22 protein-coding genes are annotated in these 21,939 nt (G+C 68.4%); 8 read left to right on the top strand and 14 right to left on the bottom strand.

The window, feature by feature from the left end:
• Nucleotides 1-773 (bottom strand): GTP 3',8-cyclase MoaA (gene moaA, locus PHC73_RS01860; RefSeq protein WP_300123863.1); only part of this gene is annotated, 773 nt, incomplete at its 3' end.
• Nucleotides 774-783: 10 nt separating this feature from the next.
• Complete coding sequence (tsaD, locus tag PHC73_RS01855; protein WP_300123862.1) at nt 784-1,818, bottom strand: tRNA (adenosine(37)-N6)-threonylcarbamoyltransferase complex transferase subunit TsaD; 1,035 nt, start codon at nt 1,816-1,818, stop codon at nt 784-786.
• 194 nt (nt 1,819-2,012) lie between these two features.
• Between tsaD and rpsU the strand changes: the two genes are divergently transcribed.
• From rpsU to PHC73_RS01840, 3 genes are all read left to right on the top strand, one after another.
• Nucleotides 2,013-2,249: a 30S ribosomal protein S21 gene (rpsU, locus tag PHC73_RS01850; protein WP_300123861.1), complete on the top strand. Its 237-nt coding sequence runs from the start codon at nt 2,013-2,015 to the stop codon at nt 2,247-2,249.
• A gap of 5 nt (nt 2,250-2,254) precedes the next feature.
• Complete coding sequence (locus PHC73_RS01845; RefSeq protein WP_300123860.1) at nt 2,255-2,698, top strand: GatB/YqeY domain-containing protein; 444 nt, start codon at nt 2,255-2,257, stop codon at nt 2,696-2,698.
• An 80-nt stretch (nt 2,699-2,778) separates the two neighbouring features.
• Complete coding sequence (locus PHC73_RS01840; protein WP_300123864.1) at nt 2,779-3,372, top strand: TIGR02281 family clan AA aspartic protease; 594 nt, start codon at nt 2,779-2,781, stop codon at nt 3,370-3,372.
• A gap of 54 nt (nt 3,373-3,426) precedes the next feature.
• On the opposite strand, the gene folE2 is transcribed toward PHC73_RS01840, so the two are convergent.
• Nucleotides 3,427-4,239, bottom strand: a complete 813-nt coding sequence (gene folE2, locus PHC73_RS01835) for a GTP cyclohydrolase FolE2 (protein WP_300123859.1) — start codon at nt 4,237-4,239, stop codon at nt 3,427-3,429.
• A gap of 151 nt (nt 4,240-4,390) precedes the next feature.
• Nucleotides 4,391-4,744, bottom strand: coding sequence for a VOC family protein (locus PHC73_RS01830; RefSeq protein ID WP_300123858.1), 354 nt, complete (start codon nt 4,742-4,744; stop codon nt 4,391-4,393).
• A gap of 97 nt (nt 4,745-4,841) precedes the next feature.
• On the opposite strand from PHC73_RS01830, the gene PHC73_RS01825 reads away from it, so the two are divergent.
• The gene (locus tag PHC73_RS01825) at nt 4,842-5,666 is read left to right on the top strand and encodes an ATP-binding protein (RefSeq protein WP_300123857.1); all 825 of its coding nucleotides are present in this window, start codon (nt 4,842-4,844) and stop codon (nt 5,664-5,666) included.
• Between the two features lie 5 nt (nt 5,667-5,671).
• Here PHC73_RS01825 and PHC73_RS01820 read toward each other — a convergent pair whose 3' ends face one another.
• The 5 genes from PHC73_RS01820 to PHC73_RS01800 all read right to left on the bottom strand — a co-directional run bounded on the left by PHC73_RS01820 (nt 5,672) and on the right by PHC73_RS01800 (nt 11,110).
• Nucleotides 5,672-6,934 carry a Rieske 2Fe-2S domain-containing protein gene (locus PHC73_RS01820; RefSeq protein ID WP_300123856.1) on the bottom strand — a complete coding sequence of 421 codons (1,263 nt, stop codon included), beginning with the start codon at nt 6,932-6,934 and terminating at the stop codon, nt 5,672-5,674.
• Nucleotides 6,935-7,096: 162 nt separating this feature from the next.
• Nucleotides 7,097-7,912 (bottom strand): symmetrical bis(5'-nucleosyl)-tetraphosphatase, encoded by an 816-nt coding sequence (locus tag PHC73_RS01815; RefSeq protein ID WP_300123855.1) that lies wholly within the window; start codon nt 7,910-7,912, stop codon nt 7,097-7,099.
• A gap of 49 nt (nt 7,913-7,961) precedes the next feature.
• Nucleotides 7,962-8,921 carry a VOC family protein gene (locus tag PHC73_RS01810; protein WP_300123854.1) on the bottom strand — a complete coding sequence of 320 codons (960 nt, stop codon included), beginning with the start codon at nt 8,919-8,921 and terminating at the stop codon, nt 7,962-7,964.
• 10 nt (nt 8,922-8,931) lie between these two features.
• Entirely contained in the window at nt 8,932-9,858 is a 927-nt protein-coding gene (locus tag PHC73_RS01805) for a VOC family protein (RefSeq protein ID WP_300123853.1), read from the bottom strand.
• Nucleotides 9,859-10,144: 286 nt separating this feature from the next.
• Nucleotides 10,145-11,110 carry a dihydrodipicolinate synthase family protein gene (locus PHC73_RS01800; RefSeq protein ID WP_300123852.1) on the bottom strand — a complete coding sequence of 322 codons (966 nt, stop codon included), beginning with the start codon at nt 11,108-11,110 and terminating at the stop codon, nt 10,145-10,147.
• A gap of 168 nt (nt 11,111-11,278) precedes the next feature.
• Here PHC73_RS01800 and PHC73_RS01795 point away from each other — a divergent pair, with 168 nt between their 5' ends.
• The gene (locus PHC73_RS01795) at nt 11,279-12,019 is read left to right on the top strand and encodes a TerC family protein (protein ID WP_300123851.1); all 741 of its coding nucleotides are present in this window, start codon (nt 11,279-11,281) and stop codon (nt 12,017-12,019) included.
• Nucleotides 12,016-12,441: a universal stress protein gene (locus PHC73_RS01790; RefSeq protein ID WP_300123850.1), complete on the top strand. Its 426-nt coding sequence runs from the start codon at nt 12,016-12,018 to the stop codon at nt 12,439-12,441. The genes PHC73_RS01795 and PHC73_RS01790 overlap by 4 nt, the downstream gene beginning before the upstream one ends.
• A gap of 105 nt (nt 12,442-12,546) precedes the next feature.
• Here the strand turns inward: PHC73_RS01790 and PHC73_RS01785 are convergent, their stop codons facing one another.
• Entirely contained in the window at nt 12,547-13,938 is a 1,392-nt protein-coding gene (locus PHC73_RS01785) for an FAD-binding oxidoreductase (RefSeq protein ID WP_300123849.1), read from the bottom strand.
• Complete coding sequence (locus PHC73_RS01780) at nt 13,935-15,107, bottom strand: (Fe-S)-binding protein (RefSeq protein WP_300123848.1); 1,173 nt, start codon at nt 15,105-15,107, stop codon at nt 13,935-13,937. Before PHC73_RS01780 ends, PHC73_RS01785 begins: the two co-directional genes overlap by 4 nt.
• A gap of 165 nt (nt 15,108-15,272) precedes the next feature.
• Between PHC73_RS01780 and PHC73_RS01775 the strand changes: the two genes are divergently transcribed.
• Entirely contained in the window at nt 15,273-16,601 is a 1,329-nt protein-coding gene (locus PHC73_RS01775) for a UDP-glucose/GDP-mannose dehydrogenase family protein (RefSeq protein WP_366949776.1), read from the top strand.
• Nucleotides 16,602-16,640: 39 nt separating this feature from the next.
• Here PHC73_RS01775 and argE read toward each other — a convergent pair whose 3' ends face one another.
• From argE to PHC73_RS01760, 3 genes are all read right to left on the bottom strand, one after another.
• Nucleotides 16,641-17,789 (bottom strand): acetylornithine deacetylase, encoded by a 1,149-nt coding sequence (argE, locus tag PHC73_RS01770; protein WP_300123846.1) that lies wholly within the window; start codon nt 17,787-17,789, stop codon nt 16,641-16,643.
• Nucleotides 17,790-17,796: 7 nt separating this feature from the next.
• Nucleotides 17,797-19,041: a CoA transferase gene (locus PHC73_RS01765; RefSeq protein WP_300123845.1), complete on the bottom strand. Its 1,245-nt coding sequence runs from the start codon at nt 19,039-19,041 to the stop codon at nt 17,797-17,799.
• 485 nt (nt 19,042-19,526) lie between these two features.
• The gene (locus PHC73_RS01760; RefSeq protein ID WP_300123844.1) at nt 19,527-20,774 is read right to left on the bottom strand and encodes a DUF1329 domain-containing protein; all 1,248 of its coding nucleotides are present in this window, start codon (nt 20,772-20,774) and stop codon (nt 19,527-19,529) included.
• A gap of 853 nt (nt 20,775-21,627) precedes the next feature.
• Here PHC73_RS01760 and PHC73_RS01755 point away from each other — a divergent pair.
• Nucleotides 21,628-21,939, top strand: a 312-nt coding sequence (locus tag PHC73_RS01755; protein WP_300123843.1) for a glutamine synthetase beta-grasp domain-containing protein, incomplete at its 3' end; no start/stop codon positions are given.

Here is a 21,939-nt window from a genome sequence, read left to right as displayed (position 1 = left end):
TGCTGCGAGATGGGCGTGATGAAGCCGATGCGCGTGTGGCGGTCGGCGACCCGGTAATAGCGCGCTGGCCCGCCGCCGGGTGCGATGTCCGGGATCAGCGTAAAGCGCTCGGCCAGGCGCCGGCGCACGGTTTGCAGGTCGAGATAGCGCCCGCTGGCACTGCGGCCGGTGTCACCCATCGGCATGGTCTCGATCAGGCGCAGCGTGAAGTCGCGCTCGGCGCAGAACGCCACCATGGCCTCGATTTCGTCGTCGTTGACGCCACCCATCGCCACCATGTTGATCTTGACCGGCGCCAAGCCAGCCGCACGGGCGGCGTCGAGGCCGCGCAGCACCTTGTGCAGCTTACCGCCGCCGGTGATCTGCGCGAAGCGCGCGGGGTCGAGCGAGTCGAGGCTGACGTTGACGCGCCCGACGCCGGCGTCTTTCAGCGCCACGGCGTACTTGTCGAGCCGCACCGCGTTGGTGGACAGCGACAGATCGCGCAGCCCGGGCAGCGCCGACAGGCGGGCGGCGAGATCGGGCAGGCCCCGGCGCACCAGCGGCTCGCCGCCAGTGAGGCGAATGCGCTCGACGCCCAGGCGCGTGAAGGCGCCGACCACGCGCTCGATCTCGTCGAACGTGAGCCAGTCGTCCGGCTCGTGGAAGCCGTCGAAACCCTTCGGCATGCAGTAGTTGCAGCGCAGGTCGCAGCGGTCCGTGACCGACACGCGCACGTATTCGATGCGCCGCGCGTAGGGGTCGGTCAGGCCGTGGCTGTGGGTGTTCTGCATGGTCGGGCGACTATAGCAAAACGCTCGTTCCGGACGCTGCGGCAAGTTCGGCCAGCGGCCAGCGCGCGCGGGCGCCGCAGTCCGTGCCGGCGCGCTCGCCGGCGAGCAGGCGCAGGCAGCCGGCAAACGCCACCATGGCGCCGTTGTCCGTGCACAGTTCGGGTGGCGGGTAGAGCACGGTAAAGCCTTCGTTTTTGGCCGCGGCATCGAGCGCCGCGCGCAGGTGGCGGTTGGCGCTGACGCCGCCGGCCACCACCAGCGTGCCAAGGCCGGTCTGCGCGAGGGCGCGCCGGCACTTGATGAGCAGCGTGTCGACTACGGCGTCCTCGAAGGCGCGCGCGATGTCGGCGCGGTGTTCGGGCGCGGGGTGCGCCTCGGCCAGCAGGCGCACCTGGGTCTTGAGGCCGCTGAAGCTGAAATCGAGCCCCGGCTTGGCCGTCATCGGCCGCGGCAGGGTGAAGCGCGCGCCGTCACCGTCCTGCGCCAGGCGCGCCAGCGCCGGGCCGCCGGGGTAGGGCAGGCCGAGCAGCTTGGCGGTCTTGTCGAAGGCCTCGCCGGCCGCGTCGTCCACCGACTCGCCAAGAATGGTGTAGGCGCCAAGGCCGTCCACCTGCGCCAGCAGCGTGTGCCCGCCCGACACCAGCAGCGCCAGGAACGGAAACGACGGCCGCGTCGCGGCATCCAGCAGCGGCGAGAGCAGATGCGCTTCCATGTGATGTACGCCGACCGCCGGAATGCCGAGCGCGTGGGCCAGGCTGCGCCCGATGCTGCTGCCGACCAGCAGCGCGCCGATCAGGCCGGGGCCGGCGGTGTAGGCGATGCCGTCGAGCTGCTCAAGGGTGGTGTTGGTGTTTGCCAGCAGCTCGCGCAGCAGCGGGATGGTGCGGCGCAGGTGATCGCGCGAGGCGAGTTCCGGCACCACGCCGCCGTGCACCGCGTGCAGCGCCACCTGGCTGTGCAGCACGTGCCCGAGCAGGCCGCGCTCGCTGTGGTACAGGCCGAGGCCGGTCTCGTCGCAAGACGTTTCTATGCCTAGAACGAGCATCGGGGGACTGGCATCGAGGCGAAAGGCATGTCAGTAGCGCAGCGGCGCGAGCTGAAAAAATCCGGGGACGAAAGTTCCGGCATCTTCATAATTCGCCGCTTCTCTTTCATCGAACGGCTGTGTGCCGTTAGAATCGCACACTTTTCCGGCTCCGCCTTTGGGCGGGGCGTTTCGCAGCTTTCAGAGGTTATTGCATGCCGATCGTACAACTGCGTGAAAACGAGCCCTTCGACGTTGCCCTGCGCCGCTTCAAGCGGACCTGCGAGAAGGCGGGCATCTTGTCCGAGGCGCGGCGTCGCGAGTTCTACGAAAAGCCGACCCAGGAACGCAAGCGCAAGGCGGCCGCCGCGGTCAAGCGGCATCAGAAAAAAGTGTCCCGGACGGGGGTGGTGCGGGGCGCGCGGCGCGCGCGTGGTGCGCGCCTGGGCTGAGCGCCATGTCTTTGAAGCAGCGCCTTGACGATGACGTCAAGGCGGCCATGCGGGCCCGCGATCGGGACCGTCTGGGCACGCTGCGATTGATCACTGCCGCCATCAAGCAACGCGAGGTCGACGAGCGCATCACGCTCGACGACGCGCAGGTGCTGGCGGTGATCGACAAGATGGTCAAGCAGCGGCGCGAGTCGATCGCTCAGTTCGACGCCGCCGGCCGCACCGATCTGGCCGACAAGGAACGTGCCGAGCTCGCCATCCTGCAGGAATTCCTGCCGGCGGCGCTCGGCGAGGCCGAGCTTGAGCAGTTGATCGACGAGGCCATCGCGGCCAGCGGGGCGCAGTCGGCGCGCGACATGGGCGCCGTGATGGCGCTGCTGCGGCCCAAGGTGCAGGGACGCGCGGACATGGCGGACGTCAGCCGGCGCGTGAAGGCACGCCTGGGGTGACGGCGCCGCGCCGGCCGGTGGCAAAACGCCTGCTGTGCCGGGTTGCGTGTTCTGCTCTGGCGGCAGCCGGCCTGGTGGCGATGGCTGCCGCGGCGCCGTTGGTTGAACTGCAAGCAGTGCTCGGCGATCGGGCCGTGCTGCAGGTGGATGGCGAGCGTCGCCTGCTGCGGGTAGGCGAGAGCAGCCCGGAAGGCGTCCGGCTGCTGGCTCTTGATGCGGCGGCCGCGCGGGTGCAGGTTCAGGCCGACGTGTACGAGGTGCCGCTCGGTGGCCGCGCGGGTGGCATGCTGCAGCCGGCTGAGGCCGCCACCGTGCGCATCGCACGGGATCCGAGCGGCATGTTCTCCACCCGCGGCACCATCAACGGTCGGCCGGTGGATTTCCTGGTCGACACGGGTGCCAGCACGGTGGCGATGAACGATGCCACTGCCCGGGCACTGGGCATCGACTACCGGGCCGGCGAGAAAGGCCTGGTGGAAACCGCCAGCGGCATCACAGAAGCCTACGCCGTCACTTTGCGTGAGGTCGGTGTGGGTAGCATCCGGCTGCCGAACGTGCGCGCGGTGGTGATTCGCGGCCCGCAACCAAGCCGCGCGTTGCTCGGCATGACGTTTCTGTCGCGGGTGCAGATCGAGCACGCGCAGGACATGCTGGTGCTCAAGCGCACGTATTGATTCGGCCGGCCCGCGTCGACGGCGTGGCCGGTTTTCCGCGTGCGCCGGCTGTGGTCAGGCGGCGACCGGCTTTTCGATCAGCGCGTAGGCCGAGTGGTTGTGGATGGACTCGAAATTTTCGGCCTCCACCACGTAGCCGGCCAGGCGCTCGTCGCGGTTCAGCACACCGGCGATGTCGCGCACCAGGTCTTCGACGAATTTCGGGTTCTCGTAGGCGCGTTCGGTGACGAATTTCTCGTCCGGCCGCTTGAGCAGGCCATACAGCTCGCTCGACGCCTGCGCTTCGACCAGCTCGATCAGCTCCTCGATCCACACCGGCGTGCGCAAATGCGCGGTCAGCGTCACGTGGGTGCGCTGATTGTGGGCGCCATAGTTGGAAATCTTCTTCGAGCACGGGCACAGGCTGGTGACCGGGATCACCAGCTTGGCGGTGAGCCGCTCGTCGCGGCCGTGCACGATCTCGCCGATATAGCTGACCTGGTAGTCCATCAGGCTGGTGACGCCGGTGACCGGCGCTGCCTTGTTGACGAAGAACGGGAAGCTCATCTCGATGTGGCCGGCGCGCGCTTCCAGACGCTCGCACATCTCGCGCAGCATCTGCCGGAAGCTGCCGAGTGAGATTTCCTGCTCGTGACTGTTCAGGATCTCGACGAAACGCGACATGTGCGTGCCCTTGAAGTTGTGCGGCAGGTGCACGTACATGTTGAAACTGGCCACCGTGTGCTGCTCGACGCCGCTGCGGGCGAGGATGCGCACCGGGTGACGGATGCCCTTGATGCCGACGCGGTCGATGTCGAGCTCACGCGTGTCGGGCGAGCCCTGGACGTCGGCGATCTGCGGCACGGTCGGTTCGGATGGCTTGTTCATGGGGGTGATTCCTGGCGCCCCTGGCACGGCAGCCGGTGGGGGAAGGGCGTTCCGTAGGCGCCCATCGAGTGATGGTGCCCGACAGCGGCGAGGTCGATTGTACCGGCGCCGGCTGCGCCCTGTGCGGATGCGATGACGGCGCAGATGGCGTTCAGCGCCGGGCGAAAAACTGCACCACGTTGCCGGCCGGATCGCGGCAAGTGAAGAAGCTGCCGTGATCGCCCATGCCGATGACCTCGCTGACGGCAACGCCACGCGCCGCGAGTTCGGCGCGGGTTGCGGCCAGATCGTCCACCTGCAGCACCACTGTGGCGTTGCTGCCCGGCGCCACCTGGCCCGGCGCCGGGGTGGCGATGGCGACCTGCGTGCCGCCCACGTCGAACTGCGTCCACTTGTCGCCATCCTGGAATTTCACCGCAAGGCCCAGCGTGTCGCGGTAAAAGGCCAGCGCGGCGGCCATGTCGGGCACCACGTAGTAGACGTTGGTCACTTTGCTGATGGTCATGTGCTGCTCCGGGATTGATTTGGCGAGATTGTCCCATGCCGACCGCGAGCGGGCCTGTGGGACAATCGGCGGCCGTCGTCGTTACCCGTGCCAAGCCATGTATGCCGCCATCAAGCCGCCGCGCAGTCTGGTCACCGCCGCCGCCGAGGCGATTCGCGAGTTCGACCTGATCCGCGACGGCGACCGCATCCTGGTCGGCCTGTCCGGTGGCAAGGACAGCCTGTCGCTGCTGCACGTGCTGCTGCACCTGCGCGAGCGGGCGCCGGTGCGTTTCGAGGTGGGCGCGGCCAACATCGACCCGCAGATGCCCGGCTACGACCCAAGCCCGCTGACGGCGTACCTGGCAAGCCTCGGTGTGCCCTACCACCAGGCCACCTACAGCCTGGCGCGGGCGGCCAAGGGTGCATTCGAGGGCCGCACGCTGTGCGCGTTCTGCTCGCGCCTTCGCCGCGGCAAGCTATATGGTCTCGCGCGCGAGCACGGTTATGGCACGCTGGCGCTGGCGCACCACCTGGACGATGTGGCCGAAACCTTCCTGATGAACGCCTTCTTCGGCGGTAAGCTGCGCGCCATGCCGGCGGTCTACACCAACGACGATGGCGACCTGCGCGTGATCCGCCCGCTGGTCTACGCCCGCGAGCGGCAGACCGAGGCGTTTGCCGAGCACGGTCCGCTGCCGGTGATCCCGGACAACTGCCCGACCTGCGACGCCTCCACGCGCCAGCGCCAGCAGATGAAGGCGCTGCTGCGCGCCCAGGAAGCCGCCAATCCGCGCCTGTTCACGGTGCTGCGAACCACACTGGCGCCGCTGCTGCGCCAGGAGGCGACGTCGGGCCTCGCGCTGCCGGACGCCGCGCAGGCGGTGGTCGATTTCCGTGCCCGCGCGCCGGCCGACACGGCCCAGACCGTGCCGGCCGAGTAACGGCCCTACAAGCCCATCAGGCGCCGGTAGCCGTTCCAGAAGCCGCGCACCGGGTCTTCGCTGGCCATGAAGGTGGTCTCGGCGGCCACCGTCTTGCCGCCCATCTCGATGATGGCCTCCGCATTGCCGTCCTTGGCGATGCCCTGCTGCACGATCTCGATGGCGAGCCCGTCCTCCATCGACACCAGGCCCGCGGGGCCGATCAGGTTGATTTGTTTCAGGCGCATGTCGGTGAGCTCGGGCGCCTCGTCGGCGTAGCCGAAGAAGGTGTAGTGCACGGTCACGCCGTCCGGGCCGTGCGGCTCGAACTGACGGATGTTCAGCACGTTAGAAATCTGCTGCAGCATCATGATCGGGAACACGTCGATGATGACCAGGTTGATGTCGTCGTCCCATTCCATCTTGCCCTTCAGGAGGTTCATGTCCTCCAGCGTGTAGGTGCCTTCCCGGTAGGTGTGGGCGGCTTCCTTCATGCCCTGCTGGCGGGCGGCTTCGTCCTCCTTGCCGACGTAGGTGTAAAAGCAGGTCTGCAGGCCGTCGTCTGAGACGTGCAGGCGGCCTTTTTGACTGGCCCGGAACAGGCCGAAGGTGGCGAAGAACAGGTGCAGCAGGCTGGCGTGGTAGCCGTCGCGCGGGTTTTCGGCGTACAGCTTCCAGTTGCCGCGCATGTGCTGGTGTTGGTGGCCGAGGATCTTGATCGGCCGGTTGAAGATGCGGCGCATGAACTTCGCCACCTGCGGGCCGACGTACTGCTCGAACGGCGGCGTGTCGTCGCTGAAGCTCACGAACAGCACGCCGCAGAAGTTCTCGACCCGCAGCTTCTTCGGCCGGATGGCGTTGATGTCGAAGTCGGCCGGCATGCCGCCCTCGCCGCCGATGCCGCGCGCGAACGGCACCGCGATCAGCTTGCCGGTGAGGTCGTAGCTCCACTGGTGGTAGACGCAGTAGAAGCTGTCGGTGTTGCCCTGTTTGTCGAGACAAATCTTGGCGTTGCGATGCGAGCAGCGGTTCAGCCAGGCACGGATGCCGCCGTCGCGGTCGCGGCTGACGATGACCGGCGTGTCGGCCACCTGCACGGTCTTGTAGTCGCCGGGGTTCGGGATTTCCGCCTCCAGGCCCACGAAGTTCCACACCGGGCCGCGGAAGATGCGCTCCTGTTCCAGCGCGTAAATGTCGGGGTCCACGAATACCCGGCCGGGGACGCGGGTGACGCTGTCCTGCTGGCCGGGCCAGTCGAAGGGCAGGGTGGGACGCTGGGTGGCATTCATCGGGTCTCCTCCTTCAGCAAAAAGTGTCACAACTGCCATCCCTGGCGCGCCGGGCGCCGGTCAATGGTAGCCGCGCCCGGGCAAGAGGCTGAAAAATTTCCTTGCCGGAATTTTTTCAGCCCGCCGGGACAGCCCGCCCCGGCCAAAAAAACGCCGAATCGATCAGCGGCTGTAGCCGCCGCAGTCCACGCTGACCCAGCGCCATTCGTCCAGGCACAGGGCGCTCAGCTGACGCCCCCAGACGCAGCCGGTGTCGAGCGCGTAGATGTCGTCGCGCTCGACCACGCCCACTGCCGACCAGTGCCCGAACACGATCGGCGTGCCGGCGCTGGCGCGTCCCGGCAGCTCGTACCAGGGCAGAAACCCCTGCGGCTGGCTGCCGGGCGGCCCCTTGGCGCGCATGTCGTAGGTGCCGTCCGGCCGGCAAAAGCGCACCCGCGTCAGGTAATCGGTGATCACGCGCAGGCGCTGCGCGCCGCGCAGGGCGTCGTCCCAGCGGTGCGGCGTGTCGCCGTACATGTGCCGGAAATAACCGTCCGGTTCCTCGCGCAGTACCGTTTCCACCTCATGCGCCCGCGCCGCGGCGGTGGGGATGTCCCAGCCCGGCGCGAGCGCCGCGTGCACCATGGCCACGCCAAGGTGTGCATCGAAGTGAAACAGCGGCCGTGCGCGCAGCCAGTCGAGCAGGTCGTCGCGGTCGGGCGCCTCGAGCACCGCCCCGAGTGTGTCGCCGCGCTTGAGGCGGCCATATCCTGCGGCGGTCGCCAGCAGGTGCAGGTCGTGGTTGCCGAGTACCGTGATCGCGCCGTCGCCGAGCGCGTGCACGAAACGCAGCACTTCGAGCGACTGCCGGCCGCGGTTGACCAGATCGCCGACCAGCCACAGCCGGTCGCGGTCGGGCCGAAAGTCGATCCCGCGCAGCAGAGCCTGTAGTTCGTCGAAGCAGCCTTGGATGTCGCCAATTGCCCAGGTGGCCACGCTTCCCCCCCAAGAAAACCCAGGGAAGCAACCTTACACTGCCGCCGCTTCAGACGAACGATGGCGCCAGGAAGTCCGTCTGCAGGTCGCGGTCGTACCAGGACAGCGCCTTGCCGAGTTCGGCCTCGTCCCAGACCACCGGCTCGAACTCGCTGTGCACCTCGGTGACGCGGCCGCCGGCGCACAGTTCGAGGCGCGCCCCGAACGGGTCACGGCAGTGCAGCGAGAAGGTCTTGCCGTAGGACTGGCGGGTCGGGCCGTAGCGGTCGATGTCGACGCCGGCTTCGCGCAAATACATGCCGGCCACCAGGATGTCGTTCGGGTCTTCCTTGGTGAACGCGATGTGGTGCAGCGCGCCAGCCGGGCCCGGAAACAGCGCCAGCTCCTGGCCGCCGACTTCCTTGGACATCCGAAACAGCAGCGCCGACAGGAGACGCCCGTCGGCGGCCTCGATACGCTCGGATACCACGAAGCCCAGCACCCGGGTCAGGAAATCCACCGCCGCCTGCGGATCGCTCACGGTGACGCCGGCGTGGTTCAGAAAAAACGGCGCCGGCGTGCCGCGCAGCGGTCGCGGCGTGACCCAGTCCGGTGAGTCGTAGCCGGTCACGTAGCCCGGCTGCGCCATGTCGGCGTACAGGCGAAGGCGCGGGCCGCCGGGCACGCTAAAGGCGATGCTCTCGCCGAGCGCTTCGAGTTCCGCGCCGGCTGCGCAGGGCGTCACCGCCACGCCGGCCGCCGCGACCGCATCGGCGAGGCGGGCGACGTCCGCCGCATCGCGCACCTGAAAGCCGATTTCGACCAGGCGGCTGTCGGCGGCTTCCTCCAGCACCAGCGAGTAGGCGAACGGCTCGTGCCAGCAGCGAAGGTACAGCCGCCCCGGCCCGCGGCGCGATTCCAGCAGGCCGAACTGCCCGCAGTAGAAGTCCTCGGCACGCCTCAGGCGCGCATCGGCCAGCGCCAGGCGCACGTAGCCCAGACGGTGGATGCCGCGGTGTTTGAGTGCCATGGCGGTGACCTCAGGTGGTTTCCGCAAAGAAGGTTTCCGGCACCACGCTTTCGTAATAGAACGCGCCGCGCGGGAATTCGGCCGCCTGCCAGACGATGGGCGCAATCAGGCCCGGCACGCCACCGGCCTGGTAGGCGCCGTTGTAGACCTCGTTGCGGTTGCCGGCCGGGTCGAAGAAGTAAATAGTGGTCACGCCCGACACGCCGTGGCGGCTCGGGCCGTATTCCATCAGCGTGGTGCCGGCCTCTTTCATGATGTCGACGGCGCCGATCACGTCGCTGCGGCTCTCGAGACCAAACGCGATGTGGTGCAGGTGGCCGTTCGGCCCGGGCGCGATGGCCAGGTCATGCATGGTGTGCCCGCAGGTGGTGAACGCCGCGATCACGCTGCCGTCCGGCGCCACCACCTGTTCGGACAGGTTGAAGTCGAGCACGTCGATCAGGAACTGCGCGGTGTCGGCCGGCCGCTCGCCGGCCAGCAGCAGGTGGTCGAGATGCGTCACCCGCGCGCCCGGCTTGCCGTGCGGCGGGACTGGATTCGGGTTGCGCATGCCGGCGGCGTAGCCGATCTTGTCGAGGTGGTGCACCAGGCGCATTTCCTGCCCCGACGGCAGCGTAAACGCGATGGCCGCGCCGGCACCCAGCACGTCACCGGCCGGCACCTGCCGCACGGCGATGCCGCGCGCCTCGATGGCGGCGCGGGCTTCCGCCAGGTCCTCGGCCTCGCCCACCTTGAAGGCGACGTGATCGAGACCCGCCGTGGGCGCCTCGGTCAGCACCAGGCAGTGGTGGTCCTGGTTGTCGGCGGCCTGCAGATAAAGCCGGCCGGCGGCGTCGCGGTCGGTCTGGCGCAGGCCCACCACCTCCACATAGTGGCGCAGGGCGGCATGCAGGTCCGTGACATACAGGCTGATGTAGCCGATGCGGCTGACGGCCATCGCGTTGATCCTCCTGCCCGGTCGTTGTCCTGGTCGGCGTTGGGCCGGCTTGCCCGCCAAAGGGCGGTGCAGCCGGCATGGTGCGGGCAGGGCGCGGCGGCGGCTTGCCGCAGGTCAAGAACGCGGCTTGCGGTCAGAGTTTGTGAAGAAATGCGCGTCCTGCGCATTTCTTGCGTCGCCCGTCCGGTACATGCCCGGACGGGCTCGCGCGAATCGAGCCCTCAAGGGCTCGCTTCGCGTCCGGCCATCCCTGGCCGGCCTCGGAGCTTGAAAACTTCACAAGCTCTCAGACCAGGCCCAGCGCCTTGATGCGCCCGACCAGGCGCTCGCGGTCGGCTGGCGGCAGGTGCTCGACCGGCGGCTTCATGGGGCCGGCCTTCAGGCCCAGCGTCTCGCACCAGATCTTGATCACCGACATCAGCGAGGCATACGACGCGGTGCGGATGAGCGGGTTCATGAACTCGTCCTCGTACAGGTACCAGATCGGCCGCAGGCTCTTCCATTCCGGATAGGCAGCCTCGAAGTCGCCGGCGCGGGCCTTGTTGACGTACGAGCGCAGCACCGAGCGCTTGCGGCCGTAGATGAGGTACGAGAACTCGGCGAACAGCACCTGCCCGCCCTCGCGCAAATCGTCGAGATAGAAGTGCTCGGTCGGGTCCGACACGATGAAATCGTCGCGCAACGAACGCCGCAGCAGCAGCGATTCGGCGCGGTTGAGGTTGCCCTGCTTGGTGCACACCACGGTCGGGATGTCGACCAGGCGCTTCAGGAGCTCGAGCCCCATCACCTTGCCCGACACCGGCGTGCGGTACAGGCAGATGGCCAGATCGCTGCGGTCGGTGACGTACTTGAAGAAGTTGTAGATCTCGTCGTCGCCGCGCAGCTGGGTCATCGGGTTCATCAGCTCGGCGCCCGAGAAGCCGAGCTTCTCGACGTGCTTGAGTTTGTCGATGCACACCTCGGCGCAGGGGTCGAGGATGATGGTCCAAAGATCGGTGCGCCCGCGCACGGCATCGGCCGTGATCTCGTGCAGGCGGTACCACCATTCGGGGCGCATGTTCCAGGTCTCGTTGGCGAAGCCGCCGATCACCAGGCCATCGACGCCCCAGTCGATGTAGGCCTCGATGTTGTCGCGGATGCCGGCTTCGTCGAGTTGGAAGTCCCGGGTCAACGGCGTGATCGGCGCGGCGTAGAAATCGCGCACGCGTTTCTTGGCCCAGGCTTTGGCTTCGCTGCGGGTGAATTCGGCCATGTTTTCTCCTCCGGTGGGGCGGGGCCGGCTTGGGTTCCGGCGCCCGCCAGGGTGCAGGCGCGTGCGCCTGGCGTGAATCCGCGCGGCGCCGTGGCACCGCCCGGTGCTGCAACGATACTGCGCGGGCGGGCCGGTTAGAATGCCGGCCCCTTCCAGGCCGGTTTGCCCATGCACGAACTACCCTCCGGCGCGGCGTTCTGGGTTGCGCTGCTGCAAATCATCGGCATCGACATCGTGTTGTCCGGCGACAATGCGGTGGTGATCGCGCTCGCCTCGCGCGGCCTGCCGGCCGCGCAGCGGCGGCGCGCGGTGTTGCTCGGCACCGGCGCGGCGATCGCCATGCGCGTGCTGCTGGCACTGCTGGCGGCGGCGCTGCTCAGTTACCCGGGGCTCAAGCTGGCCGGCGGGGCGCTGTTGCTGTGGATCGGCATCAGCCTGCTGCGCCCGCAGGGCGGCGAGGACGGGCACGATGGCCCGGCTGCCACCACGCTGGCCGGCGCCGTGCGCACCATCCTGGTGGCGGACGTGGCGATGAGCCTCGACAACGTGGTCGGCATCGCGGCGGCGGCCAAGGGCAGTGCCCTGTTGCTGATCCTGGGGTTGGCGATCAGCATCCCGCTGATCGTGTTCAGCAGCGCCGTGCTGCTGCGCCTGATGGACCGTTACCCGATCATCGTGGTGATCGGCGCGGCGCTGCTCGGCTACGTGGCGGCCGAGATGATGGTCAACGATGGTTTCGTGCGCGCCTGGCTCGAGCAGGCGGTTCCTTACGCGCACCGCGCAGCGCCGCCGCTGGGCGCGCTGCTGGTGGTGGTGGTCGGCAAATGGTTGGCCGCGCGGCGGCCGGCGGTGGTTCGCGAGGTCGCATTGGCGCCGCCGGCCGATGGTGACGAAACGGGGGAGCGATGAAGATTCTGCTGGCCGTGGATGGCTCCGAACATGCGCTGCGCGCCGCCCGTCACGTGGCGGCGATGGGCGCATATCTGGCCAAGCCGCCGACCGTGTTGCTGCTGAACGTGCAACCGCCGGTGGCGTCGGGTCTGGTGCGGCGTTTTTTGAGTCAGGAGGCGCTGGACGCCTACTACCGCGACGAGGCGCGTGCGGCGCTCGAGCCGGCAGAGAAGCTGCTTGCACAAAACGGCGTCGCCACCGAATCGCACGTGGTGGTGGGCGATGTGGCCGCCTCGATCGCCGAGTTTGCCGCCAAGCATGGCTGCGACCAGATCGTCATGGGCACGCGCGGACTCGGCGGCGTCAAGGGCGCCCTGCTGGGTTCGGTGGCCAGCGAGGTACTGCACCTCGCCGACCGGCCGGTGCTGCTGGTCAAGTAGGTACGTGCGCCGGCCTTGCTGCCGGCGGCCAGCATCGACCTCGCCGGGCTGTTTTGACGACTGGCCCGGCGGGGGCAGTACGCCCGGGTTTCATTCGGCGACTGCCTACAGTCCCAGATTTCCCGGTGCCAGCACGCCGACCGGGTCGAGCGCCGTTTTGATGCGCGCGAGGGTGCGCTGGTATTCGGTGAGCTTGCTCACCTCGGCCGCCCACAGCTTGCCGCTCTTGTAGGGCACGCAGCCGATCGCCATCAGTTCCCCGGTGCAGCCGGCCACCACCTGCTGCACGTCCGCCCACTGGCTTTGCTCGTCATAAAAGGTCAGCACCGCGCCGTGCAGGCCGCGCCGGCACAGTACCGTCGCACTTGCCCAGGTGAACTGCGGGTGCCGCTCGCGCCAGCGCTGCGCCTGGTCCAGAAACGCCGGCAGCGTGTCGGTGGGCAGCGAGGCCATCACCATCGCGCAGCGCGACTTGGCGAAATAGCCGGCGTACGAGTACCAGTACAGCTCGTCCCGGCGTAGGTGGTGGAAGTACACCTCGTCGAAGCGCGGCTGCGGCTGGCCACCGTAGTGGGCGGCGAGCGCTTCGATGCGCGCGCGGTCGCGCGCCACGGCGTCGGCCTCGCCGCCGTAATCCATGCCCAGCACGAAACGCGGCAGGCTGGCCGGATCGAGCCCCGGATCGGCTCCCAGCAGCCGGCCGCGCACGGCGATTGCGTCGTAACCGGCGCCGTACCAGACGTTGTCCAGCAGCGCCTTGCGTTGCAGCTCGCCCAGGAACGCCGCCGCCGACGGGTAGTCGGCGAAGCCGAGGCAGCCGGTTTCCCGGTGCGCCGGCAGCGGGTGCAGCCACAGCGCGATCTTGGTGACCACGCCGAGCGTGCCGTCGGCGCCGATGAACAGCCCCGTCAGGTCGGGGCCGATGGCGTAGCGGTGAAAAAATCCCGCCTCGTGCGCGGCGGCGCTGCCGGTGCGGATGAAGCTGCCGTCGGCGAGCGCCACTTCGAGCCCGGCCACCTGGTCGCCCATGCTCTGAAAGCGTGGTGAACCGGTGCCGAGCGCGTGCGCGCTGACCGCGCCGCCGACGGTGGCGGCAGCGCCGGTGGACGGCACGATGCCAATGGTCTGCCCGAACGGCTCGAGTGCCGCCAGCAGGGCGCCGAACGTGACGCCGGGCTCGAGCACCACCACGCCCTTGACGGTGTCGATGTCGAGGATGCGATCGAGGCCGCCCAGGTCCAGCACCAGCCCGCCGGCGTGCGGGTTCACGCCGCCGGCGTACATGGAGCCGGCGCCGCGCGTGTAGACCGGCACCTGCAGGCGACTGGCCGCCGCCAGCACGCGGCCAACGGTCGGCGCGTCCAGCGGGCGCACCACCAGATCCGGGCGGCCGGGCGCGATGATGGACGTGTCGCGCCGGTAGGCGAGCGTATCGACCGGCTCCTGCCAGGCCAAGCCCGGCGGCAGCAGGGCGCTGATGTCGTCCTGCCAGCTCATTGCTCGGGCCCCGCAACGGCAAAATGGGCGGCGATGAATTCACAGATGCCGTACACCGGAAACCGCCCGCCGGCGTGGACGGAAAGGTGCCCGGCACACAGCGGGCTGGCGCTGATCAGCGCCAGCGCGCCGACTTGGTCGAGGCCGGCCAGGTGCGCGCCCGCCATGCGTGCGGCCGAGGCGGGGTGCAGCTGCGCCATGCCGCCGGCCGCGCCGCAGCACACGGCATAGCGCGGCGCCGCCGGGGCCTGCGCGACTTGCACGCCGAGCCTGGTCAGGATGTCGCGCAGCAGGCGCGGGGCGTCGAGATCGGCGAGGCCGTGATGCGGTTTGGACCAATGGCAGCCGTCCAGTACGGCCACCACGGCGGGCGGTGGCGAGTCGCCGCGCGCGGCGGCTTCGAGCCGGCCGTCGTGCAGCGCCGCGTGCAGCAGCTCCAGCACCGCCGTGGCGGGCCGTCCTGCAGCGCGCAGTTCGGCGAGGCACTCAGCGCCCAGCACGGCGCGCGGTAGCGGCGGCGTGCCGGTGGCGAGCGCCGCGTGCTGGGTGCCGGCCGCGTCGACAAACCCGAGCGCCGACAGCGGCGCGCCGCAGCAGGTGGGTTCGGTGGACCACGCCACGTCGTAGCCGATCACGCCGAGCAACTGCGCCGCCGCGCGCGCCTCGGCGGGCTGGCGATGCGCCGCCGCGCAGCCGGGCAGCAGCCACAGGTTCGGCCGCGGATGCGGAACGAGGCCAAGGCTCCAGTCAGTGCCCTGCACGGCCGGCGCATTCCAGGGGTTTTGCCGGCTCAGTACCGCGTCGCGGATGGCGATGGCGCCGCCGGGTGCAGAATTGCGATCTGCCAACTCGGCGCGCAGCGCCTTCAGCACCGCGGCCGGCGGCATGCCGATCGGACACACCGCCTCGCAGTTGCCGCAGGTGGTGCAGGCGAACGCCCGCTCGGCGACGCTCGCAAGATCGAGCGCTTCGCCTTCCAGCAACGCGCGGGCGGTGGCCAGATAGCCCTTGCCGGAGTAGGACGCCGCCGGCGAGTGGCCGCGCAGCGTTGCGCACACGCCGTCGATGCCACGCTCCGGCCAGCTGGCGGACACGCAGTAGTTGCAGGTGGCGCAGTGGTACAGCGCGTGTTCGTAAGCCCGCAGGCGGACGAATCCGGGGTCGGTCATGGGTGGCTCCAGAGGGTGCGTGGGTAATTTAGCAGGCGCCGTCGCGCCCTTTTCCAGCTCGTCGCCCCGGTGCTTCAGGCGACCGCCGACCGCGCATCGCAAACCGGCCATGCGATCATGCCTGCCGCTCGCGTGGTCGACCGTTCCAAGGGAGTTTTCGTACGCATGAACGTGGTGATGATCGGTACCGGCTACGTGGGCCTGGTATCCGGCGCTTGCTTTGCGGATTTCGGTGCCGACGTGGTGTGTGTGGACATCGATCCGGGCAAGGTCGCGCGCCTGCGCCGGGGCGAGATTCCCATCTACGAGCCGGGTCTCGACGAGCTGGTGGCGCGCAATGCCGCCGCCGGCCGGCTGATTTTCACCACCGCCCTGCCGGCTGCGGTGCGCGACGCGGACCTGGTGTTCATTGCCGTCGGCACGCCGAGCCGGCACGGCGACGGCCACGCCGATCTGAGCTACGTCTACGCTGCCGCGCGGCAGGTGGCCGAGCACCTGACCGGCTACACGGTGATCGTCGACAAATCGACCGTGCCGGTGGGCACGGCCCGCCAGGTCGGGCGCATCGTGCGCGAACTGAACCCCGCGGCCGATTTCGACGTGGCGTCGAATCCGGAATTCCTGCGTGAGGGGGCGGCGATCGGCGATTTCATGCGCCCCGACCGAGTGGTGCTGGGCGTGGAAAGTCCGCGCGCCGAGGCGTTGCTGCGCGAGCTGTACCGGCCGCTGAACCTCATCGAGACGCCGATCGTGGTCACCGGCCTCGAGACCGCCGAGCTGATCAAGTACGCGGCCAACGCGTTTTTGGCCACCAAGATCAGCTTCATCAACGAGATGGCGCAGCTGTGCGAGCAGGTCGGCGCCGACGTGCACGACGTGGCGCGCGGCATCGGCCTCGACGGCCGCATCGGGCGCAAGTTCCTGCACCCGGGGCCGGGCTACGGCGGCTCGTGCTTTCCCAAGGACACGCTGGCGCTGATCCGCATGGCGCAGGAGGCCGGCGCGCCGTCGCGCATCGTCGAGGCGGTGGTCGAGGTCAACGCCGCGCAGAAGGCGCGCATGGTGCTGAAGATCCGCCAGGCGCTCGGCGGCAGCGAGGCCGGCAAGACCATCGCCGTGCTCGGCCTCACCTTCAAACCCAACACCGACGACATGCGCGAGGCGCCGGCGCTGGCCATCCTGCCGCCGCTGCTGGACCGCGGCGCACGCATCCGCGCCCATGATCCGAAGGGCATGGCCGAGGCACGCAGCCTGCTGCCGCCGGCGGTCGAGTACTGCGACGATCCCTACGTGGCGCTCGCCGGCGCCGACGCGCTGGTGCTGATGACCGAGTGGAACGAATACCGCGGCCTGGACCTCGACGAGGTCCGCCAGCGCATGGCCGGGCGGGTGGTGGTGGATCTTCGCAACGTCTACGACCCGCGGCGCATGGCGGCCGAGGGTTTCGATTACCACTGCGTCGGCCGCGCGGTGGATGCGCTGCGGCACGGCTGAAAAATTTCCAGCGCGGACTTTCTCAGCCGTGGCGGGACGTCACAGGCACAGCCGGCGCACCGCCTCGCGCAGCAGGCGGATGGTCGGTTGCAGCCGGCCTAGCGCCAGATACTCGTCCGGTTGGTGCGCCTGGGCAATGTCGCCGGGGCCGAGGATGACGGTATCGCAGCCGAGCGCGGCGTAGTACGGGCCTTCGGTGCCGAAGGCGGCCGCGCCGGCGGCGGCGCCGGCGAGCTGTTCGGCCAGGCGCACCAGGTGGGCATCGGCGGGTGTCGCCAGCGGCGGCAGGCCGTCGAAAATGGCCTCGAACTGCACCGTGAGCCCGCGCGGCGCCACGGCGGCTAGAACCCGCTCACGTAGCTGTTCGCGCAGCGCGGCGATGTCCATGCCCGGCAGCGGGCGCAGGTCCAGCGTCAGCTCGCAGGCGCCGCAGATGCGGTTCGGGTTGTCGCCGCCGTGGATGTGGCCGAGGTTCAGTGTCGGCACCGGTACCGCAAACGCGACGTCGCGGTGACGGGCCTGCAGTTCCTCGCGCCAGGCGAGCAGGGCGCCGATCACGGCGTGCATGCCTTCGAGCGCGCTGTTGCCGAGCGCGGGATCGCTGCTGTGGCCGCTGCGGCCGACGAGGCGAATGCGCTCGTCGAAGATGCCCTTGTGCTGGCGGATGGGTTTGAGCCCGGTCGGCTCGCCGACGATGCAGTGCCGGCCAAGGCGCCGGCCAGCAGCGAGCAGGCGCCGGGCGCCCAGCATGCCGCTTTCCTCGTCGGCGGTGGCCAGCAGCACGAGTGGGCGCTTGAGATCACTCGCGCGCAGCTCGCGCACGGCCTCGATGGCGAGCGCGAGAAACGCTTTCATGTCGGCGCTGCCAAGGCCGTACAGGCGCCCGTCCGCCTCGTGCAGCGTGAACGGGTCGCGCCGCCATAGCGCGGGGTCGCACGGCACGGTGTCGGTGTGACCGGCCAGCACCAGGCCATCGTCGCCGCTTCCCAAAGTGGCGATGAGGTTGGCCTTGGCGGGATCGGTGCCGAGATCCTGGAGCTCGACCGCGAAGCCGAGGTCTTCGAGCCAGGTGGCGAGCAGGTCGATCACGGCACGGTTGCCGCGATCCAGACCCGGCTCGAAGCTGCTGACCGACGGCGTGCCGATCAGCGCGTCGATGAGATCGAGCAGCTTCGGCAGGCGGGTCATGGTCAGGTCAGATGATCTTGCGGGCTTTGAGGTCGGCCAGCGCCGCCTCGCCGAGACCCAGCTCGCCGCCCAGCACCTCGGCGTTGTGCTCACCCAGCAGCGGCGCCGCCCGACGCACCCGGCCGGGCGTGCGCGACAGTTTGGCGGCGACGCCGTAGTGCGTGATCGGGCCGTGCACCGCGTGCTCGGCTTTCACGATCATGTCGCGGGCGTGGTAGTGGGGGAAGTTCACGATCTCGCCGAAGTCCATCACCGGCGCGGCCACGATATCGGCGGCCTCGAGTGTCGCCTCGGCCTGCGCGGCGGTCTGCGTGGCCACCCAGGCAGCGACTTCGAGGTCGACGAACTCGGCGTTTTGGACGCGTGCATCCCAGTCCCTGCAGCGTGGGTCGTCGGCGAGCTCTGGCTTGCCCATCACCGCGCACAGCGCCCGCCATTGCTTCTCGAACGGCGCGAACAGGCACAGCCAATGCTCGTCCGCGGTGAGGTAGGTGTTCATCGGCGCGCCGCCACCGATGGCATTGCCGGAGCGCTGCCAGATGTAACCGCACTCGGCGGCGGCCATGATGCCGTACGAGGTGGCGTAGAGCTGCGAGTCGGTCAGGCAGGCGTCGATGCGCTGGCCCTCGCCGGTGGCATTGCGATGGTGCAGCGCGGCCAGCGTGCCGATGGCCGCCTGCCAGCCGGCCATGTCGTCGGCGATCACCGTGCCGGCGCGCAGCGGCCGCCCGCCGGCCTCGCCGGTGACGCTCATGAGTCCGCCCATGGCCTGGCCCACGGGGTCGAAACCGCGCTTGTGCGACAGTGGTCCGAACTGGCCGAAGCCCGAAATCGACGTGTAGATGATGTCGGGCCTGATGGCACGGATGGCGTCGTAACCCAGCCCCCAGGCGTCCATGGTGCCGGGCGCGAAGTTCTCGATCAGGATGTCGGCCGTGGCGGCCAGACGCCGGAACAGCTCCTGGCCTTCGGGCTTTCGAAAGTCGAGCGTCACGCAGCGCTTGCCGCGGTTCATGCTGTTGTAGACCACCGACGATTCACCGTCGCGCTGACCCCGTATGAACGGCGGCACGAAGCGGTTGGGATCACCCGTGCCCGGCAGCTCGCACTTGATGGACTCGGCGCCGAGGTCCGACAAGATCATGCCGCACACCGGGCCCGAGGCGTAATTGGTCGCTTCCAGCACGCGAAGGCCGCTCAGTGGGCCCTGCGTGTCGGGGCGGGCGTTGGCGAAAAATTCGGACTTGTCCACGCGGGCCTCCTCAGGGTTTGTGAAGAAATGCGCGTCCTGCGCATTTCTTGTGTCGCCCGTCCGGTACACGCCCGGACGTGCTCCCGCGAATCAAGCCCTGGCGGGCTCGATTCGCGTCCGGCCATCCCTGGCCGGCCTGAGCGCTTGAAACATTCACAAGCGCTCAGAGTTTGTGAAGAAATGCGCGTCCTGCGCATTTCTTGTGTCGCCCGTCCGGTACACGCCCGGACGTGCTCCCGCGCATCAAGCCCTCAAGGGCTCGATTCGCGTCCGGCCATCCCTTGCCGGCCTGCGCGCTTGAAAAATTCACAAGCGCTCAGCCGCGGTCGTCGTCGATCTTGCCTGAAACATAGCATCGGTCGGGGCGATCGGTGGGCACAAAAAAACGCCCGCGGGTCGCAGGCCGGCGGGCGTTCGTCCAACCTTGCGGTTGGGATGCGTCAGGGACGCTGCCGCGCGGGCGTGTGCCGCGCGGCAGCGTCCGATCAATTAATCAGACGCGGGATGGCATCCGGCGTGAACTCGGCCGCTTTGGCGCCCTCGTAGTTGTGCCGGCCCTGCGGGTCGGCGAACACGATGGTGGCGTGCAGGCGCTGCAGGTCGTACACCGGCACGTAGGTGACGGTCGGCGCCATGGTGCCGTCGTCACGCTTGGTCGGGTGGTAGTTGCAGTTCTCGATGCGCCACAGCTCGTTCTTCTTGTCGTAGAACTCCTGCCAGTGCAGCATCGGCGCGTGGATATCGGCGTCGTAGTACTGCACCTTGCGGCTGAGCAGGTGACCCTGGCCGGGCGTGCCCTCCACCACGTACACCTCGCGCGGCTCCCAGTCGTCCAGGATGTTCCAGTACGGCGCCTTGCTGGTGTCGATCATCGGGAAGCGTTGATCGCCACTGGTCGGCACTGCGATCGTTGAGTGGGCCGAGGCCAGGATCCAGCGCTTGCCGAGCAGTTTCCAGCCGGCGTACCAGGACGGGTCCAGGCTCATGCCGAAGGACTCGTCGGTCAGCAGGTCGGTGGAGGACAGCGGGTCGGACCAGGCGTTGCTGGACAGACGCCGCACGCGGCGCACGCTGCGCACGTAGGCGTACACGTCCGGCAGGCGGGCGTCGGTGTACTGGATGGTCAGCACGCCCAGACCACGCGAGTCGTTCGGGTACTTGTTGAGCACCACCTCATACTTGGCGATCTCGCCCTTTGGATCCTTCAACGCCGGGTTCAGAGCGCCGTCGGCGAGGTAGCGGGCGAAGCGCCAGTGCTGTTCGCGCTCGAAGCCCTTCTGGCCGTTGATCAGCGCGAAATACATGGGGTTGTAGTCCACCACGTCGGCGTACCACGGCCCGCGCATGAAATTGAAGGCTACCTTGGCGCCGTCGGCCGGGTTGTTGGCGTCGATGCTGGCGAACGGCATGCCGGTGACGAAGCCTTGCAGTTTTCCGTTCGCATCGATGCTGGCCTTGCCGGCGTTTTCCTTGGTGGCGGCCACCAGCTTGGGATCGACCGGCACCGCCTCGCTCTTGCGCAGGCGCATCTGCAGGCCGTACTCGCGGATCAGTTTTTCCTGCGTTGGCAGGATGAGGTCGGCCAGCGGCTTGCCCTCGAAGGTCTGGGATTTGATCTGGTCGAGGTTGGAGGCGTTGATGACGGTGCCCGCGGCGACGTCGGCCGCCTGGGCATGGCTGAGGAACCCCGCCAGGGCAAGCGCGCCCAGGGTGGTTGAAGTGGCTTTGAACATGGCTTTCCTTGTCCGATGGAAGGGTGCCGACGGTTGCTGTCGGCCATAAGCATTACGCGCGTGCGTTTCGACAGGATTGATGACAGACCTCCGACTGCGGTTGAGAACACAAACATCGGCGCTCCCCCGACGCAATGGCCGGGAGAGGGAGCCTGAATCAGGGGGATTGAGCAGGCGAGCGGCCGATGCGTGGACCGGCCGCCGGGCGAAAGGATACCGCGGCCGACAGGCCGCTCCCAAAGGGCGTGCTGAAAAATTCCGTCCAAGGAATTTTTTCAGCTCGCCGTCGCGCGGCAAATTCCCGAGCGACGCTCAATGAATCAATGGCTTACGCCATTCACTCCTGGCGGGGCATTCTGCCCCGAAGGGAACCCGCTGAGTGAATCGGCGTTTCCACCCATCGGCGTTTCCAGCCAGAGGTGCCTGCCTTGGCCTGGGGCTTGTGAATTTTTCAAGCTCCGAGGCCGCAAGGGCTCGATTCGCGTGCGCACGTTCGGGCGTGTACCGGACGGGTGACGCAAAACACGCGCAGGACGCACACGTCTTCACAAAACCCGACTGCTGCACCTGGCTGCCGCACAAACTGGCGCACACAACGATGTCTTGCACGAATCTGTGCTCCCTTGCGCCAGCGGATGCACCATAATGGTGCGCCATCGCGCGCAACGCACCAGTTTCGTCAAAACGCCGATGATTTTTGCGCGCATAATATGCGCCGAGCGCGTCCTTGACGTGGCACATTTACTGCTTACGAAGGCGGCGTCGCGCATCCCTGCCCGCCCTTCACCCCCTAGGTGACTGGCGCGGTGGTCTTTCGTCCCCGGTCAGTCAATCCGCCAAGGAGCGTAATTACATGTCACCGTCTGATGTGCTCAAACGAATCGGCGAACAGAACGTCAAGTTCCTCGATCTGCGGTTTACCGACACCCGGGGCAAGGAGCAGCACGTCACCATCCCCACCTCGCAGGTGGACGACGAATTTTTCGAACGCGGCATGATGTTCGACGGCTCGTCGATCGCCGGCTGGAAAGGCATCAGCGAGTCCGACATGGTGCTCATGCCGGACCCGGTCACTGCCGTGCTCGATCCGTTCACCGACGAGGTGACGCTGAACATCACCTGCGACGTGCTGGAACCGCACACCATGCAGGGTTACGAGCGCGAC

This window comes from Immundisolibacter sp., assembly GCF_028696615.1.
GTDB lineage: Bacteria > Pseudomonadota > Gammaproteobacteria > Immundisolibacterales > Immundisolibacteraceae > Immundisolibacter.
The sequence above is the reverse complement of the archived record's forward strand: the minus strand, read 5'-3'. Positions and strand labels throughout refer to the sequence as shown.